Annotated in this window: 17 protein-coding genes; 6 read left to right on the top strand and 11 right to left on the bottom strand. The window is 39.3% G+C overall.

What is annotated here, in order from left to right:
• Positions 1 to 10 precede the first annotated feature (10 nt).
• The 8 genes from MSBRM_RS14190 to MSBRM_RS21800 all read right to left on the bottom strand — a co-directional run bounded on the left by MSBRM_RS14190 (position 11) and on the right by MSBRM_RS21800 (position 7,251).
• On the bottom strand, positions 11 to 559 hold the full coding sequence (locus tag MSBRM_RS14190; protein WP_048121283.1) for an acyltransferase: 549 nt from the start codon (positions 557 to 559) through the stop codon (positions 11 to 13).
• Positions 560 to 822: 263 nt separating this feature from the next.
• On the bottom strand, positions 823 to 1,956 hold the full coding sequence (locus tag MSBRM_RS14195) for a DUF362 domain-containing protein (protein WP_048121285.1): 1,134 nt from the start codon (positions 1,954 to 1,956) through the stop codon (positions 823 to 825).
• Positions 1,957 to 2,158: 202 nt separating this feature from the next.
• Entirely contained in the window at positions 2,159 to 3,151 is a 993-nt protein-coding gene (gene nadE / locus MSBRM_RS14200; RefSeq protein WP_141706455.1) for an NAD(+) synthase, read from the bottom strand.
• Between the two features lie 128 nt (positions 3,152 to 3,279).
• Positions 3,280 to 4,347, bottom strand: coding sequence for an adenine nucleotide alpha hydrolase family protein (locus tag MSBRM_RS14205; RefSeq protein ID WP_048121289.1), 1,068 nt, complete (start codon positions 4,345 to 4,347; stop codon positions 3,280 to 3,282).
• On the bottom strand, positions 4,328 to 5,806 hold the full coding sequence (locus MSBRM_RS14210; protein WP_048156106.1) for a class I adenylate-forming enzyme family protein: 1,479 nt from the start codon (positions 5,804 to 5,806) through the stop codon (positions 4,328 to 4,330). The genes MSBRM_RS14205 and MSBRM_RS14210 overlap by 20 nt, the downstream gene beginning before the upstream one ends.
• A gap of 6 nt (positions 5,807 to 5,812) precedes the next feature.
• Complete coding sequence (locus tag MSBRM_RS14215) at positions 5,813 to 6,058, bottom strand: acyl carrier protein (RefSeq protein ID WP_048121293.1); 246 nt, start codon at positions 6,056 to 6,058, stop codon at positions 5,813 to 5,815.
• A 348-nt stretch (positions 6,059 to 6,406) separates the two neighbouring features.
• The gene (locus MSBRM_RS14220; RefSeq protein ID WP_048121294.1) at positions 6,407 to 7,093 is read right to left on the bottom strand and encodes a 4'-phosphopantetheinyl transferase family protein; all 687 of its coding nucleotides are present in this window, start codon (positions 7,091 to 7,093) and stop codon (positions 6,407 to 6,409) included.
• 23 nt (positions 7,094 to 7,116) lie between these two features.
• A complete protein-coding gene (locus tag MSBRM_RS21800; protein ID WP_255361944.1) occupies positions 7,117 to 7,251 on the bottom strand; it encodes a hypothetical protein in 135 nt (44 codons plus the stop codon).
• Positions 7,252 to 7,672: 421 nt separating this feature from the next.
• On the opposite strand from MSBRM_RS21800, the gene MSBRM_RS14225 reads away from it, so the two are divergent.
• The 6 genes from MSBRM_RS14225 (at position 7,673) to MSBRM_RS14250 (ending at position 13,254) form a co-directional block, all read left to right on the top strand.
• The gene (locus MSBRM_RS14225; RefSeq protein WP_048109002.1) at positions 7,673 to 7,942 is read left to right on the top strand and encodes a DUF2551 domain-containing protein; all 270 of its coding nucleotides are present in this window, start codon (positions 7,673 to 7,675) and stop codon (positions 7,940 to 7,942) included.
• A gap of 558 nt (positions 7,943 to 8,500) precedes the next feature.
• Positions 8,501 to 9,379, top strand: a complete 879-nt coding sequence (uppS, locus tag MSBRM_RS14230; protein WP_176722143.1) for a polyprenyl diphosphate synthase — start codon at positions 8,501 to 8,503, stop codon at positions 9,377 to 9,379.
• Between the two features lie 441 nt (positions 9,380 to 9,820).
• Positions 9,821 to 10,099 carry a hypothetical protein gene (locus MSBRM_RS14235; RefSeq protein ID WP_048121299.1) on the top strand — a complete coding sequence of 93 codons (279 nt, stop codon included), beginning with the start codon at positions 9,821 to 9,823 and terminating at the stop codon, positions 10,097 to 10,099.
• Between the two features lie 99 nt (positions 10,100 to 10,198).
• On the top strand, positions 10,199 to 12,214 hold the full coding sequence (locus MSBRM_RS14240) for a thioredoxin domain-containing protein (RefSeq protein ID WP_329957087.1): 2,016 nt from the start codon (positions 10,199 to 10,201) through the stop codon (positions 12,212 to 12,214).
• Positions 12,215 to 12,276: 62 nt separating this feature from the next.
• A complete protein-coding gene (locus MSBRM_RS14245; protein WP_048121302.1) occupies positions 12,277 to 12,507 on the top strand; it encodes a cytochrome b5 domain-containing protein in 231 nt (76 codons plus the stop codon).
• Positions 12,508 to 12,705: 198 nt separating this feature from the next.
• Complete coding sequence (locus tag MSBRM_RS14250; protein WP_048121304.1) at positions 12,706 to 13,254, top strand: adenylate kinase family protein; 549 nt, start codon at positions 12,706 to 12,708, stop codon at positions 13,252 to 13,254.
• Between the two features lie 124 nt (positions 13,255 to 13,378).
• Here MSBRM_RS14250 and MSBRM_RS14255 read toward each other — a convergent pair whose 3' ends face one another.
• From MSBRM_RS14255 to fpoF, 3 genes are all read right to left on the bottom strand, one after another.
• Positions 13,379 to 13,786: a hypothetical protein gene (locus MSBRM_RS14255; RefSeq protein WP_048156116.1), complete on the bottom strand. Its 408-nt coding sequence runs from the start codon at positions 13,784 to 13,786 to the stop codon at positions 13,379 to 13,381.
• Between the two features lie 537 nt (positions 13,787 to 14,323).
• A complete protein-coding gene (locus tag MSBRM_RS14260) occupies positions 14,324 to 14,845 on the bottom strand; it encodes a nicotinamide-nucleotide adenylyltransferase (RefSeq protein ID WP_048156118.1) in 522 nt (173 codons plus the stop codon).
• A 56-nt stretch (positions 14,846 to 14,901) separates the two neighbouring features.
• Positions 14,902 to 15,942 carry a F420H2 dehydrogenase subunit FpoF gene (fpoF, locus tag MSBRM_RS14265; protein WP_048121309.1) on the bottom strand — a complete coding sequence of 347 codons (1,041 nt, stop codon included), beginning with the start codon at positions 15,940 to 15,942 and terminating at the stop codon, positions 14,902 to 14,904.
• Positions 15,943 to 15,991: the final 49 nt, after the last annotated feature.

Raw genomic sequence — 15,991 nt, forward strand, 5'->3', positions numbered from 1 at the left:
GGTATTAAAATCAGGTTTTAAGTTCACCTACGCCTTCAAGTTTTTTAACAACCCTTGCAGGATAGCCCAGAGCAAGACTATTTGGAGAGATATTGCGGTTAACTACGGATCCAACCCCTATTATTGAGTTATCCCCGATTTCAACACCCTGCGTGATTATACATCCTGGATTCACAGAGACACCACGTCCGATTTTTATGGGAGCCATAGTTCTCGGATATGCCTGCCTTGTAGTCAAACTTCCTCTTGTATGTGCAGATAATATGCACCTATCACCGATTTCAGAATAATCATCTATCGTAATTAATTCGGGGTGTATCCTATCAAAAATCACGTCATAACCGACATATACATTCTCCCCGAGATTTACACCCCGCATCCTGTGTAATTTAGTTCTCCAAGAAGGAACGGGAGCGCTTGAGGCAAGCCGTTCTAGAATCCAGTTTTTAAAATATTTAATGCCAAAAAGAAGTTTATTACTGTGGTAATGTTCCGCAATTTCGCAAAAGGTTACCTGGTCTCTATTAGACACTGCAGTAGTCGTGCGAATACCCCCCATTTCCCTATAAAATTATTTTATATTTTTTCTTATCTATGCTATTTTTTAATCAAATTTTTTTACCATTTATCTTTAAAATTGTTTGTAATTATTTTTATCAGATTATTTATATTTATCTTTCAATTGGTATTTTGATAGATGACTAAATTTCCATAATTATGCTTAATGAATTTTAAGAATGATAATCTGCTGAGTACATTAATTCCCAGCCTGCTTAATAAACAGACGTCCAGACGACTTTTCCGTTAACTGCAACTCTCCCATTAACTTTTGTTTCTGCTTACAAGCTTCATAAGCAGTGATTTTTTTAATTCTACCGCATCGTTGGGGCAAAGTTCACGGCAGCAATAACAGTGAATGCATTTTTCCTCGTTAATTTTGAGTGTTCGGTTTATTTCTTCGATGGCATGTGCCGAGCAGTTCGAAACGCAGGCTTTGCAAAGTGCACAGTTTGAAGTGTTAATAATGGGTCTTACAGCCAACTGCTTTCTAAGGATTCTCATAAAGAAAGCTGGGATATAAGCAGTTATTCCACCTTCAGGGCTTTTGAACCTGACCTTTACTTTTTCCAGAGGTACTCCTACAACTTCAGGATGCTCGGTCCCGAAACCTCTTTCGAGTGCAGCTTTATTTGTAGGGACCTTTAAGGGATCGATTCCTATAAGCCCAGAGGCCACAATATCCAGGGCTACACAGTCATAACTAGCCATAATCACGCCTGCAAGGACAGGTGTACCATTGGATGGACCATTTCCTTCCATTCCGACTATCCCGTCCATAACTACAAGCTGGGGCTTAACAACAGAATATATATCAACAACTGCTTCTCCAAAACGGCGACGGTCTTCCAGGAAATGAACTTGTTTTCTGGTTTTTTGAGGTACGGCGCCGAAGAAATTTTTGACTGCCCCTGTATACAATGTGAGTTCATGGGTCTTGAGCTTTGGAAGCGAGATTACTATATCTGCCTCAAGTACAGCTTTTGAGATGTACAGATGAGAAAACTGCCTTGCTCCCGGAACATCAACCTCAACAAAACCTGAAGTCTCAAAATTGATAAGCTCAACCCCATGATCGGAAGCAACGCCCTCAATGCCAGACACTTTAAGCGCCTGCGAAGTCGTAGTCGATCCGGGTTTTACAATACCGGACCCGTCTCCTATAACTGGGATGCCTCCAGCTTCTGAGACAAGTTCGCACATAGCGGACACTATCGCCGGATGGGTGGTAACGGCATCCTCTGGCGGACGTATAGAAAGCACATTGGGTTTGAGGAGCACGCGGCTGCCAGGAACTATAACCTTCTCAAGCCCACCTATAAGGTTCAGTGCTTCTTTTACCGCTTCTTTAGCATTCGAGTAGTCCTGGCATTCAACAATTGAGACCCTTGTATCCATATTCACACTTTTGGATTAGTGATTAAGTTTATTTTCTCACAATGATATTGTGTGAAAGCATCCTGCCAGAAAGGCTTCCAGTAGTTTACAGGCAGGTACTTGCTGCATACAAAGCCCTGCCTTGATTTTAAGCAAAGCCCTGAAGTCCTGATTTTAGCAGTATTTTAACCGGTATAACTTTTTTTACAGGTGCTTTTGCAATTTACCTGTTAATGTAGCAAACAGGCGGTGCCGCTCGTATATATTCTGTGGTATCTTTTATTCTATTGATATGCCTCTGAGCTTTTTCTATCGTTTCTCTGGATAGCCCAGTGCTCTTTTCAATTACCTGCAGGGACAGCCGGTGCTCCTGTGCATACAACAGCTGGTCCATGATCTGAATCGGCATGCGCCAGTAAAATTCCTCGTCAGTTGTGTAATGGCTCCAGGTATCAGCACTTGGAGGCCGCTTTATGATCTCTTCGTTAACATTGAGCAGCTTCCCCAGAGCATAAACCTGAACTTTATAGCAGTCCGCCAGAGGTTCAAGATCTACGCCACCATCCCCATATTTCACAAACTGGCCAAGGACCGTCTCGGTCTTATTGGTCGTACCGCAAACTGCGTAATTCATCGTTTCAGCATACATATATTGAACAAGCATTCTGGATCTCTGTTTGACACCCTGTAATCCTATTAATTCAAGATAATCAGTTGCTTTTAGCCGGTACTTTCCAACAGTTTCACCATTGTTTACTAGACAGATATAAGGAACATTTAGCAGGCCAGTGTTAAGGAAATCAGGTAGTACCAGCGACGTTTTATGTATTCTGGCATCATATTCAGGGCAGATTCTCTTTAGAATCTTTTCTTTCTTATTATAGATATTAAGCGATCTCAAGATTGGAGAGATAGGCACTTCTTCATACGACACGCCAAGGCTTTCACAGATCTCCGCTCCCAGAACCTTACTGGAAGGGGCAGATTCTTCTTCAGGAAGGAGAAGTCCATATACGTTTTCTTTTCCGAGTTCCTGTACACATAGTGTAAGTATTACTGATGAGTCAATTCCTCCCGAAACCCCTATAACAACTCCTTTTTTCTTAAAACTCGCTACCTGATCTCTAATAAAACCCCTGAGCTTTAAGGCTATATTCCCAATATTTCCATTGAGTTCTTCTATTATATTCATGCTCATTTCTTCTGCGACTTGCATAACATTCCCCCTGAAATAATCATACTTTAGAATTACACTGTTCAAATTACACTGTTCAAATTACGCTGTTCAAATTACACTGTTTAAATTACCTATTTTACCTCAACTCGTTATCTTATAATCAAATTTTAACGAGTATTTTTTGTGATTTCTTTACTTTCAGTTTTAACGAGTATTTTTTGTGATTTCTTTACTTTCAGTTTAAGCTTTCTTGCGGCCTCTTCTATCAATGGCTGTGACAATTCCTGATTAATTTTTTCAAGACCTTCTTCTCTTGACATTTCCCCGCTTCGGACAAGCCCTGCTACGTCGAAGGCATATGGATGAAACCCATATTTCTTCAGATGGTTATAACAGGCAAAGGAATTCAATGTACAGTTGGTTGAATTGCTGTCATTGATTCCCGGAAGTTCCCACCCGATTTTCAGCAGGGTCTCAAGCACTTTATCTTCACTGTAATCCCAAAGGCATAGAGGATGCAGAATACTCGGAAAGTTTTCACCTATGCTCTCAAGAACTTCTTGTTTCAGGAGGAAAATTTCGTCCTTATCCTCGATACCTATTTTCTGAAGCTGTTTCTCAAATAAGCTTCTGGACCACTGAATAAAATTGACTGATAGGTTGATTATGGGATTAGGAGACTGTCCAGCTGTAAAGGCAAATACGATAAAAGGCGCTTTTTGAAGAATGGCCTGCTCTATCAGCTTCTGTTTAATGATAGTGATGCAAATGTTGCATATGTCACTGGCTCGATATTTGGCGAATCTTGGAAATGCATCATATGACTCTGCAGCTTTTCGGAATGTGTCATATAGAACTTTCTTTTCTATTGTCAACTGGAAATAATCACATTCTGTGATTTCACACATTTTTTTTGCATTCATTATTGCGTTTTCCGAAATGAACCCGTTATCGAACTGCACAGCCAGTACCTTAAGGAAAGGATAGTCTTTTTTGAGCTTGTAGAGCGTATAAGACGAATCTTTCCCACCTGAAAGTGCATAAACTACATCGTAGTTCCCTTTTCCCCCATACTGCTCAAAAAGTTCTTCAATTCTGGCCAGATATTCATTTTTTTCCTGTGAACTAAGGGGAGTATATGTCGCACAGAAGTGGCAGAGGCCAGTTTCCTCATTAATTTGTATACCTGGAATCTCGGAATCCAGAACACATTTTTTACACACTAGTTTTGACATGTTTGTACTCCTCTATGATGGATCGATTGGATATTTTCCCATTCTCGCTCAAGGGAAGGTGATCAATGAATAGTATTTCTCTTGGACATAGATATCCTGGCAGGCTTTTTCGGCAGAATGCATACAACTTTCCAATTTCTGTCCCTTCTGCAGGTATGACCATGAGGCTAATTGCGGTCCCCATAAGTTCATGGTGCACAGGTACGACAAAAACCCTGGATACTTCGTTATTTTCCTCTATGTTTCTCTCAATTTCTCTAGGGTTAACGCGATGATCACCGATTTTTAGAAGGTCATCCTTGCGTCCCAGCAGTTTGATATATCCGTTGAGTAATTTCTGTGCGAGATCGCCGGTATGCAGCCACCCATTTATAATTTTCTGTTCAGTGGCAAGTTCATCATCCAGATAACCCAGCATAATGTTGTCTCCTGTAGCAACCAGTTCACCTGTGATGTTAAGTTTTGCTGGTCTGTACTCGGAATCAAAGACATCCAGTATAACCCCTGGAATTGCTTTTCCTATAGTGTCAACGAACTCATCCACATCTTCTACTGGTAGGTAGGCAAGCCTTGCCGTAGCTTCAGTTTGCCCATACATTGGTAGAACCTCCAGATCTGGAGCTAATCCCCTTATGTCTTTTACAATATCCCTATCCATTCCTCCACCTGCTGATGCAGCAGTTCTAACGCCTGCAAAAGCCTTTTTGAATCTATCCGGATATCGAAGGAGTATACGGTAGGTACTGGGTACCCCATAAAATATGGATACGTCTGATCTTATAAGGTTGAAAACAGAGTCTATAAAATTCATATTTCCAATCCTGACTGTGCTGCCAGATACCAGATGGGAGTTAATTATGGAATTTCCAAAAGCGTGATGTGGGGATATCACCAGTGCTCCTTTATCTCTGGAAGTTATCCTGAGTACCTTTACTATTGACTCTGCGTTTGCTACCAGATTTCTGTCACTTAACATGACCCCTTTTGGGGTACCTGTCGTGCCTGAAGTGTAAAGGACGAGCTGCATTTGTGGATTATTCGTTTCTGTTTCAATCTTCTTGCACAAAAACTCTCCGAAAGTATTGCTGGAAATAACTATTACAGTTCCAAAACGCTCAAAAAAGTCTTCTCCAAATCTTGAGTACTGTGTATAAGTTGTAATGATATTGTTGACATGGGCAGCATCAAGAATTGTTTCAAGACTGAATTTAGGAAATTCTATAGGTAGAGGAATTGCGATATTGGCAGATCGATATACTGCCATGAGCACTTTTACATATAACATGCCTGATTCTGCCAGTATTGCAAACCGGCAGTGGTTAAAATCCATTAAAGGTGAAGCAATAGCATTTATATCATTGTCAAGGCAGCTATAGGAAATTGAACTTTTTCCCTCTTCCAGGGCAATGTTTTGAGGAGTCTTTCTGGCGTACTCAGTGATATACGCATCAATTCGCATACCTTTTCACTTCGCCAGTTTGATTATCATATTAGTAATTCCCTGCAGTGAATCAAAGTTTTCCGGTGTCAGCATATCTTCAGGAATTTCTATCGAATATTTTTCACAGATATAGTCCATAAGTTCAAGCAAGCCAATGGAATCTATAATACCGGTTTGAGTGAGAGAATCATTATCTTTCAAACTGCTGTTACTGTCCATAAAAGAATTAGCCTTTAAGTAATCGACTATATCATTCTTTATTTGTTCCATGTATTATTGCCCCCAAAGTGTTCGTTCAACGGACCAGTGGTCATAAATAACGCATTTCTGCCCATAATGACGTGAGTACCAAATGATAATTACGTAATACAACTATATAAATAATTTGAGTTACTGTGTGGCCGACAAAAACACTGGTAAAGACAAAATGTGAGTAAAATCAATTGCCTGCATCCGTATGCATAGGATGATACAACTTAATTACTCAATAAAAATATAGATTTAGTCTACTATCCAGACAATCGGGCATTCACATGCGCACAGATAAACCCAAAAAATAGAAAAAAGTGTACAGAACTTTAAAATCCTTCTTTAAACTTTAAATTTCATCGAAAATCTTCAGTCCCAGTTACAGTCAATTTTTTGAAGATGATTTATATCAATAATATGCGACTCCGAACGGGTTACAATAGAGAATAAATATTTGTTGTCTAGAACATAAGTTAAATGATTAACGCTGTTGATGTCCAGTTCTTTGTTAAAAATAAGATACATGTTTTTGTTTGAAAACTTGGAATAGGCTTCTTTTAAAGTCCATGTTTTTAAAATATCGGTTTCACCTACCATTTCGTCCATGAGTGAAATTTTCTTATACAAGTTTTTAAAAGTGCTTTTAAGAACCAGCTTTCTCGCAAGTTCAATATCAATACCAACATCAACCTTTGAGATTGCAAGAGCTGCAAGGCTCCCGGTATAAGATATACAAATGCATAGTTCATTGTGATTAAGAACGCAGACCTTCCCATTCTCATCTTTGTATGTGGAGATTTCGGAAGCGGATCGCTCATTAGCAACCTTGCATATGATATGTTTTAAAACCGTTCGGGAGACAATATATCTTTTCTTAAAGTTATTTGTCTGCAGCTTCTCTAGATATTCCAGTTCTATCCTGCTGAGGTAACTTGCATTGAATATATTATAATTATCCAGGTCAACAAGAAAAACAAGAACATCATTCTGTTGCCACAGATAAGGAATATATTCAAGAGAAACGGAGAAAGGCAACATTAAATACTCATTGTACATGCAGTCCACTTACATATGTTAATTTAGTATATAAATTCCATGTTCTTTATTAATTGGAAGTCTGCTGGATAAAGGTCCAAAGGCCGGATCGAGAAAAATTCCTGCCTTACCTCTATCTTGTCTAAAAATACCTCCAGAGCCGCAGGGACCTTGTCCATATGGGGTATTTCCACTTTTATGTAATGTATCTCTGTCGTTTATGCTTAGATTTATAGCTAAGTTTCGTATAAATTATTCCTAATTCTTTAACATACTTTACAGTTCTCAAACTTTCTTAAACATTGAGATCTGAGAATTTTAATCCGCGAAAAACGTGGATTATTTACTGTCGCTGACAGTGCGCTGAAACTCATGTATTGGTATTAAATTTGTACTTTATATAAATAATTTAAAAAAGCAATCCTAAAATATATAAACGATAAGGATATAGGGTATTCGATTCTTAGCGCCTCTACTAAGAGGTCGCATACTTTTTAGAATTAAAAGAATAGTGAGCAATATAATGCTAAATCAATACAATTCAATCATTAACTGAGGTGTCCGAAACTGCAAACTGCGGAAGAAAGGGTAAGAGCGAGATTGATTAAGTATCTCGGCCGGGATGAAAACGGGATACGCAAGGTTGTGCTCAATCTCTTCCTGACAGGAGACAAGTTCACCACCGGTGAAGTTTACGATTACCTGGATAAAGGAAATTTTGAGGTAAGCTACCGGGGAGTCTCGGCTATGGTCGGGCTTATGAATACAAGGCTCGGGATCTTAAGCATAAATGTCACCGGAGATCACAACGTCTATTCCCTAAAAGAAAGTTATAAAAACATTGTTGGCTCTGTGCTTGAAAACTACTGAGCCACTCTTCTCGCTATCTGTTTTTAGGTAACAATTTTGAAATTGCTTACTGATTCTGTTAAAGCAGCGAAAAGAATGGAGTGACTACAGGCTTTGAATCTTGCTTCGAGATACTCTAATTTACTTAAAATTCCAATCTACTTAAGATATATAAAGTTGAAAGGCTGGAGGCTTCTAAAATTTAATTCAACAAAGAGAACTGTAGTGCATGAAATTTTTACGTCTGACATAGATTCTCAGTCCAACAACCGATCCCAAAACTCAAAATTACTTTTCTGAATGCCATGTCCCGAATAATCAATCAATTTTCTGATCACAAAAATGGTTTTGAAGTTTTACTAATTTGAGGGCAAAATTGGTTTTGGGATGGACTTGATAAATAGAATTATTAAGCAAAAGAGATATTAATATCTTGGACAAGAGAAGGTATTAAACTTTATTAAGCGAGAAATCTACGCGGATAGTTTTCAGATCTGGATATTTTCAGGAGGAAAACGCATAAAAAAATTAAATTTTATACCTAAGAGAAGGGGAATCTTTCGTGCAGGACTTCGTCTTTTGAAAAACCGTATCTTCAGTATATTTTATCATGAGTATGAGCGAAGACTTCAGAGAAAGATTCTGAATTCAGAAATTCCGCATCATATAGCTGTGATTATGGATGGGAACCGCAGGTATGCAGGGCAAATGGGAAAGGATTCAAGTTTCGGGCATGTAATGGGGGGAGAAGCTACAGAAAGAGTAATTGAGTGGTGTTATGAGATCGGGGTAAAGCAGCTTACTCTCTACGCTTTTTCTACAGAAAATTTTAAGCGCTCCGAAGAAGAAGTCGACGAGATCTTCAATGTTATTAACGAAAATTTACTGAAACTCTACTCTGATCCAAGAACACACGAAAAAGAGACACAGGTTCGCGTCATAGGAGATAGGTCAAAATTACCTGCTTTTCTGAATGAATCAATTGAAAAAATAGAAAAAGCAACGAAAAATTACGGGAAGTTTTACCTGAACGTTGCCATTGCCTATGGAGGCAGGCAGGATATCATTCAGGCAGTCCGCGATATTGCAGGCTGTATTTCCAATGGGAAACTATCTCTTGATGAAGTGAATGAAAGCCTAATTTCAAAACATCTTTATCCGGCCCCAGGGGCCTCGGTTCCAAATGTGGATCTTGTCATCCGCACTGGAGGCGATGAAAGGGTTTCAAATTTCCTTCCCTGGCAGGCTAACGGAAGTGACTGTGCAGCTTACTTCTGTGCTCCTTTTTGGCCAGAATTCCGAAAAATCGACCTTCTTCGCTCGGTCAGAGTATATCAGGCCAGAGAAACCGAAAAAAAGCAGGAGCAATCATATAGAGTCTCAAAGGTTGTAAATTTCCTGGAAATGGGAACTCGTGAGGAAAAAAGCGAAGAGATTGGGCAACCTCAGTCCATTTAAAAGCAAGCAATCTCTTGAAATATCAAGTAGCTGCAGCTATATAGAAAAAGTAGCATAAAATAGTGCCATGTCAGTTAATTAACTTTTTTTTAAACAAAAGTGCGGTAACTTTAAAATGAAATGAATTTACATATTTCGGAAGTTTCCTACCTACATTGCTTTAAAAATAGCCTGACCTGACTTATTAATTTACTAGTAAATAAATTCTCTTAGAATACCGATATATTGATATTCAGGAGACAAGTATTTAAAGTGGGGAAATTTGGCTGTACCTAATTTTTCAGTTTAAAGGCTTACAAGAAGCTTGAGAAAAATTATCATTGTATTGAGGATATCATTGTATTGAGGATATCATTGTATTGAGGACAGATTAATCTGTTCCAGAGTTGGCCATATTTAGAATGAAATTTATGGAGATAGGTTTAGATCAGGGGAGTTAGAATGGATATTATTAACAAGTTAAATTTGCGTTCCTACAGGACTTATTTTCAGAAAGCATGGAAATCGAAACATACCAGATATGTAAATTCGGGACAAAGTCATCGTCAGTATCGTTTAAAACTACTGGAAACTGAGAAAATCAGAGATAAAAAAACTGCTATGACGTCTCTTTCAGGTTTGCAGGCAATGATGAATTTCAGAATCTTGGTCAGGGAAAACGTAGGGGTGTCCAAAATCTTTAAAGACAGAATACTTGCCTGGCAAGGAATAAAAGCCTGAAGAAAAGCCGGAGGGATTTTACTGGGAGAAAATTACAGAAAACCTAACCGTCTGATAAATGAAAAGAGCCCATATCTCCTCCAGCACGCATATAATCCTGTGGACTGGTATCCCTGGAGGGAAGAAGCTTTTGAGAAAGCCAGAAAAGAAAATAAACCTATTTTTCTATCAATTGGGTATTCCACCTGCCACTGGTGTCACGTAATGGCACATGAGTCATTTGAAGATGAAGAGATAGCAAGACTCATGAACAGGGCTTTTGTTTGCATAAAAGTAGACCGCGAAGAACGGCCGGACATTGACAACGTTTATATGACGGTCTGCCAGATTATTCTTGGAAGAGGGGGCTGGCCTCTTAACATCATCATGACACCAAACATGAAGCCTTTTTTTGCAGGAACCTATATCCCTAAAAATTCTCGCTTTAGTCAGACAGGAATGCTTGAACTTGTGCCTCGAATAGAGGAGATCTGGAACCGGCAGCACGAAGAGGTCCTTGAGTCGGCTGATAAAATCACATCTGCTATCCAGAATATGATCTCAGAGTCAGCAGGAGAGGGCATAGGGGAGTCAATAATGGAGGAAGCTTACGAAGAGCTACTTACTTCCTTTGATAATGAATATGGTGGCTTCGACGGAGCTCCCAAATTTCCTACCCCACACAAAATATTCTTTTTGCTCCGATACTGGAGACGCAGTGGGAACCCTGAAGCTCTTCATATGGTTGAATATACCCTGGAAAATATGTACAGGGGAGGAATCCATGACCATCTGGGCTCAGGTTTTCACCGTTACTCTACAGATAATATGTGGATTGTCCCCCACTTTGAAAAGATGCTATACGACCAGGCTCTTATTGCAACCGCATACACAGAAATTTATCAGGTTACCGGAAAGAAACTGTATAAGGAAGCAGCAGAAGGAATTCTTGACTATGTGTTAAGAGATCTGAGATCTCAGGAAAGTGGATTTTATTGTGGGGAAGATGCTGATGTAGAAGGAGAGGAAGGAAAGTACTATCTCTGGACTTTAGAAGAAGTCCGAAAGGTTCTTAGTCCCGAGGAGTCGAAACTGATTACAAAGGTGTTTAATCTCAGCGAAAGAGGTAACTTTGAAGAAGAAATAAGAGGTAAAAAAACCGGAACTAATATTTTTTATATGCCTCGTCCTCTCGAATCGATTGCTGCCGAACTGAAAATTCCCACTGACGAAGTTGAGAGTCGGGTGAAAATGGCTAAAGAAAAACTTCTGTTAACCCGAAATAAACGTAAAAGACCTGCAAAAGATGACAAGATTCTAACTGATTGGAATGGACTTATGATTGCAGCTCTTGCAAAAGGTTTCCAGGCTTTTGGCGAGGAAAGATACCTGAAAGCTGCCGAAAAAGCCGCGGATTTCATTCTCATGAGACTTTACAGTCCAGATGGACGATTGCTTCATAGATATCGAGACGGAAAATCAGGTATTTCCGGAACTGCCGACGACTACGCATTTCTGATCCACGGACTCCTGGAGCTTTACGAGGCAGAATTTAAACTGGACTATCTTAAAGCAGCCCTTTGCCTCAACAGAGAATTTCTTAATCACTTCTGGGATCCCGCTCAGGGAGGATTCTTCTTTACTGCTGACGACAGCGAGTCACTTATTTTCAGGAAAAAAGAGTTTGCGGATGCAGCCATACCTTCAGGAAATTCTGTTGAGATGCTAAATCTTCTTAGACTTTCCAGAATAACTGCAGATTCCGAGCTGGAAGATAAAGCTCAAGGGTTGGAGCGTGCTTTTTCAAAACTCATCAGAAAAATACCTTCAGGATATACGCAGTTCTTATCAGCTCTTGATTTTGGTCTGGGTCCAGCTTATCAAGTGGTAATTGCCGGAAAGCATGAATCCCCGGACGCTGGACAGATGCTCGAAGAACTCTGGACGTACTTCATTCCTAATAAAGTGCTGATTTTCAGACCTGAAGGAAAGGATCCTGAAATTACAAAGCTGGCAAAATATACGGAAGAACAGGTTCCTATAGATGGAAAAGCTACTGCGTACGTCTGCCAGAACTTTCAATGTCAACTTCCTACTACTGAGGTTAACGAGATGTTAAGAATGTTAAACGTATGACTGCAATTGAAACTGAAGGCTTTAGTCAAATGAGTTATTAAATTAGAGTGGAGAGATGGAAATTGAAAGAATACACACTTGAAGAACTTGCAGAGTATAACGGTAAAAATGGCAAGATTTATGTTGCCTATCAGGGCCAGGTCTATGATGTTTCAGACAGCTATTTATGGGAAAGTGGCACACACCAGGGACTTCATGATGCAGGAAAAGACCTTACTGAAGAAATGGACGAGGCACCTCATGGGCCTGAAATGTTTAAGGACTTTCCTGTTATTGGGACTTTGAAAGAATAAAATGGTTTGGGCTAACATCTCTGGATTGGAAATATGTTGTTGAGTCTTTTTCCCGAAAGGTATAAACTGACGTATCGGAAAGGTATAAAACTGGCGTATCATGAAGATTTAGACTGGTGTATTATGTAAAAAATGTTTTTTCAAATAATTTTTAAAGGTTGCATTAAGTATAATTGATATAAATCCATTCTGTTCTCCATGTTAATAGGACTCACCGGTACGCCAGGGACTGGAAAAACCTCGGCAAGTAAGTTTCTTGAAAGAAAAAGGCACTGGAAAGTAATCCATCTTAACGAAATGATCAAAGAAGAGCATCTTTACACTGAGATCGATGAGAAGAGAGATGCGGTTATTGCGGATATGGAACTTGTCAGGCAGCGTCTTGAGAAGATTATTGGTGGAAAGGAAAACGAGGTAATAATTCTTGAGAGTCATCTTGCTCATTACATCGCAGACATCGTGATTATACTCAGGGTATACCCTCCTGAATTGGAAATGAGGCTGAAAGCACGCGGCTATTCGGAAGAGAAAATAAGAGAAAATATTGAGGCCGAAGCTCTCGATGTAATCCTGGTTGAAGCCTTTGAATGGTGTAAGAAAGTTTTTGAGATAAACACGACAGGAAAGAGCATTGAAGAGACAGAACAGCACATAGAAAAAATAATGGATCATATTTTAAGCGGCAGTGAAGAAGAGTTGTCGGAATATAAACCCGGATCAATTGATTGGATTGATCTTGTTCCATAACTATTGTGAATTAAAAAGGTAAGGAAATTGGTAAGGGATATGGGGATTGAATCCCCGGAAAAAACTTCCTTTTCCCTTAAATTACTGCATTACAACAGTCAGGAAAACTGCCTGAGGGCATTTTTTAGCAGGTAGCACATTTGAGTTTCAGTGTAACGGTTGCACAATCTTTTCTTCCATCCTTACCTTTTACACAGTAGTTGAAAGTGTCCGTGCAAGAACATTTTTTATAACAACATGTTGATGGTGCTTTGTAGCAGAATTTACCGTTACTATACATTGTCACTTTACCACCCAGTTTGGTAGTAATAGTCTTTGTAGTTATAACTTTAAGGTTACATCCTTTGTCGTTTTTCAGTACAGTGTTTAAGCAATAAGTAACTTTGGGACATTTTTTGAGGTTAATACTATACGAATCATTTCTCGCATCTGTTTTTGTTTTACAACTGTTACTGCATGCTGCTCCTGTCATTGACATGACAAAAAAGACTAATGTGAAAATACATATTGTCTTAAATACAATCTTTCGCATTTTATACCCTCCATAGTATACACTCAATCATAAAAATTTCCAAAATTATTGGTTTTTAAATCCGATTTTCATGGCAATGAAAATATACTCTTCCGGATTAAAACCCCCGATTTATCAGGGAGATATATTTTCATATGATTGAATGATCTTTCTACGTTATTTCTTAACAAACAGTTAAAAAATAAACTATTTGTTTTATGCTTTTATTTAACTCTTACTTCTTCGAAAATATAGATGCTCTTCAATGTGCTCAGTAATAGCATCAATTGCAGTAATTAACCTTATATGCCAAATTAAGGTTAAAAGTTGAGATGCAGTATTACAAAACACATCGAAAGCGATCCGATGTCAGTATGAAAAAGTATTAAGAGTTTACAATTAGAAATAGCTATTCCTTTTATTAAAAATTATCTCTTTAGTTTACATTTGATTGTTGACTGTGTGAACTTATTAAAAAAATTAAAATTGTGGAAGAAAGTATTAATTAATACATAAATAGAGACAAACAATCGTGTGTAATCATACGAGTAACCATTCTTATAACGAAGAATTGTTATCACTAGCAGAAACGTTCCTGAGGCGGGTTACTCCGTCTATTTCCTTTATTACTTCGACGACTGACTTCGGAACGAGGTGTTCCCATTTTTCCCCTGCAACCATTCGTCTCCGGATCTCAGTTCCGGAGTATCTTTCCCGGATATAAAGAGGAGATTGTTTTACGCAAACTCCAGCCTCTCGGAAGAGCTGAATAACCAGCGGATTATTCGAGTATACTACTTCGAAATGAGGCGTTCGGGACGCAACATGATGGACCCAGATAGAGTTATACTTGATATCTTCAATAGGGAGAACATAGTGTCGGATAGGAAGATTTTCAAGCGCGTTGTACACCATCAAAACCCTTTCCCCTGCCGTAAAAGGATCAGTTGATTCGTGACTTTTCTGAGCACTTCCTATGCCTACAACCAGCTCATCAACTTCTTCCGCAATCTGCTTGATTATGGTATGGTGACCAAAATGATACGGTTGAAAACGTCCAATATAAAAAGCTCGTGTCATCCCGTATTTCAACCTCCAACAATGCATTTATTATTTATTCTTGATATATTCTAATTTCATACAGTTTCGTCGCGGATTCCCGTCTCAAAGCTGAACTCTTTGCAGACCTCTTTGAAATGTTCAGCATTATTTTTACGCTTCATATCAATAAGCTTTCTTACAAGCTCAAGGCCAGGCTTGGGATCTTCCATAATCTCCATTTCTTCGTGGACCATATCGAAGTATTCTTCTCCGACATCTGTCCTTATAAAGACCGAGTTCCATCCATCCGGAGCACCAACCGAGCCCACAGAAATGTCGGCAAAAACTGAAGTGTAATCACAGCAGTGATGGCAGGGGTTTCTGGAATATTTGGCTACGTCCTTGATAGGCACGGAGTGAACCTCACCTTCACTGGTGTAGACCCAGAATTTACCTTTAGTGAACTCCATCTTCCTGACGTCTTCGATCTTGACTTTCATAATCTCCGGGATTATTTTATCAAGCATTACATCATGATAAAAACTTTCCATACATAGTAGTCCGATGATAAGCACAATTTTCTCGCTTACATTTTCCCTGATCAGGCGCGCAGAATGAGCCTGGCAGGGTACCCCGACAACTGCAATCCGATCATATTTTTCGAATGCCTCCCGGAGGGCTGCAACAACTGGGTCAGAAGTATACTTGGTTCCTCTTACCTTCTCAACATCTTCAGCACTTGTCAATAAAACGACTTTTGGTTCCCATTTTTCGTTTTGAGTGATTCCTACTGCGCAGTCGATTTTGTCCTGCTTGAAAAGAGATTTAAGGATGCCACTGGTAACTCCTCCATCCTGGCTGCCAGCATTTTCCCTGGATCTTGCGGCAAAAAAATTGCGCACATTTGCAAGCTCGTTCTCAATAAAGCCGTCTACTACTGGACAGATTCTGCTGCAGGTTAAGCAACCTTCACAGACCAGATACCCAGCTCCTTTCTCATACAGGCTCAGATCGTTTGGATCACGGATTTCTGCCGCCTTCTTTACAGTTACAGCTCCTATAGGACATACGGCCTCGCATGCTCCACAGGCTGCGCATACGTCATGTTCAATGACTTCTGCAATCTTTGGTGGCAATTAGTTACCTCCAACACCTTGATATACTTGCCTTGCCGGCAAGACGTTT

Source organism: Methanosarcina barkeri MS, from assembly GCF_000970025.1.
Taxonomy (GTDB): Archaea; Halobacteriota; Methanosarcinia; order Methanosarcinales; family Methanosarcinaceae; genus Methanosarcina; species Methanosarcina barkeri.

Coding starts and splice junctions, on each gene's coding strand:
- MSBRM_RS14190 (WP_048121283.1), bottom strand. CDS start 559: ATGGGGGGTATTCGCACGACTACTGCAGTGTCTAATAGAGACCAGGTA.
- MSBRM_RS14195 (WP_048121285.1), bottom strand. CDS start 1,956: ATGGATACAAGGGTCTCAATTGTTGAATGCCAGGACTACTCGAATGCT.
- nadE (WP_141706455.1), bottom strand. CDS start 3,151: ATGCAAGTCGCAGAAGAAATGAGCATGAATATAATAGAAGAACTCAAT.
- MSBRM_RS14205 (WP_048121289.1), bottom strand. CDS start 4,347: ATGTCAAAACTAGTGTGTAAAAAATGTGTTCTGGATTCCGAGATTCCA.
- MSBRM_RS14210 (WP_048156106.1), bottom strand. CDS start 5,806: ATGCGAATTGATGCGTATATCACTGAGTACGCCAGAAAGACTCCTCAA.
- MSBRM_RS14215 (WP_048121293.1), bottom strand. CDS start 6,058: ATGGAACAAATAAAGAATGATATAGTCGATTACTTAAAGGCTAATTCT.
- MSBRM_RS14220 (WP_048121294.1), bottom strand. CDS start 7,093: ATGTACAATGAGTATTTAATGTTGCCTTTCTCCGTTTCTCTTGAATAT.
- MSBRM_RS21800 (WP_255361944.1), bottom strand. CDS start 7,251: ATGGACAAGGTCCCTGCGGCTCTGGAGGTATTTTTAGACAAGATAGAG.
- MSBRM_RS14235 (WP_048121299.1), top strand. CDS start 9,821: ATGGATATTATTAACAAGTTAAATTTGCGTTCCTACAGGACTTATTTT.
- MSBRM_RS14250 (WP_048121304.1), top strand. CDS start 12,706: ATGTTAATAGGACTCACCGGTACGCCAGGGACTGGAAAAACCTCGGCA.
- MSBRM_RS14255 (WP_048156116.1), bottom strand. CDS start 13,786: ATGCGAAAGATTGTATTTAAGACAATATGTATTTTCACATTAGTCTTT.
- MSBRM_RS14260 (WP_048156118.1), bottom strand. CDS start 14,845: ATGACACGAGCTTTTTATATTGGACGTTTTCAACCGTATCATTTTGGT.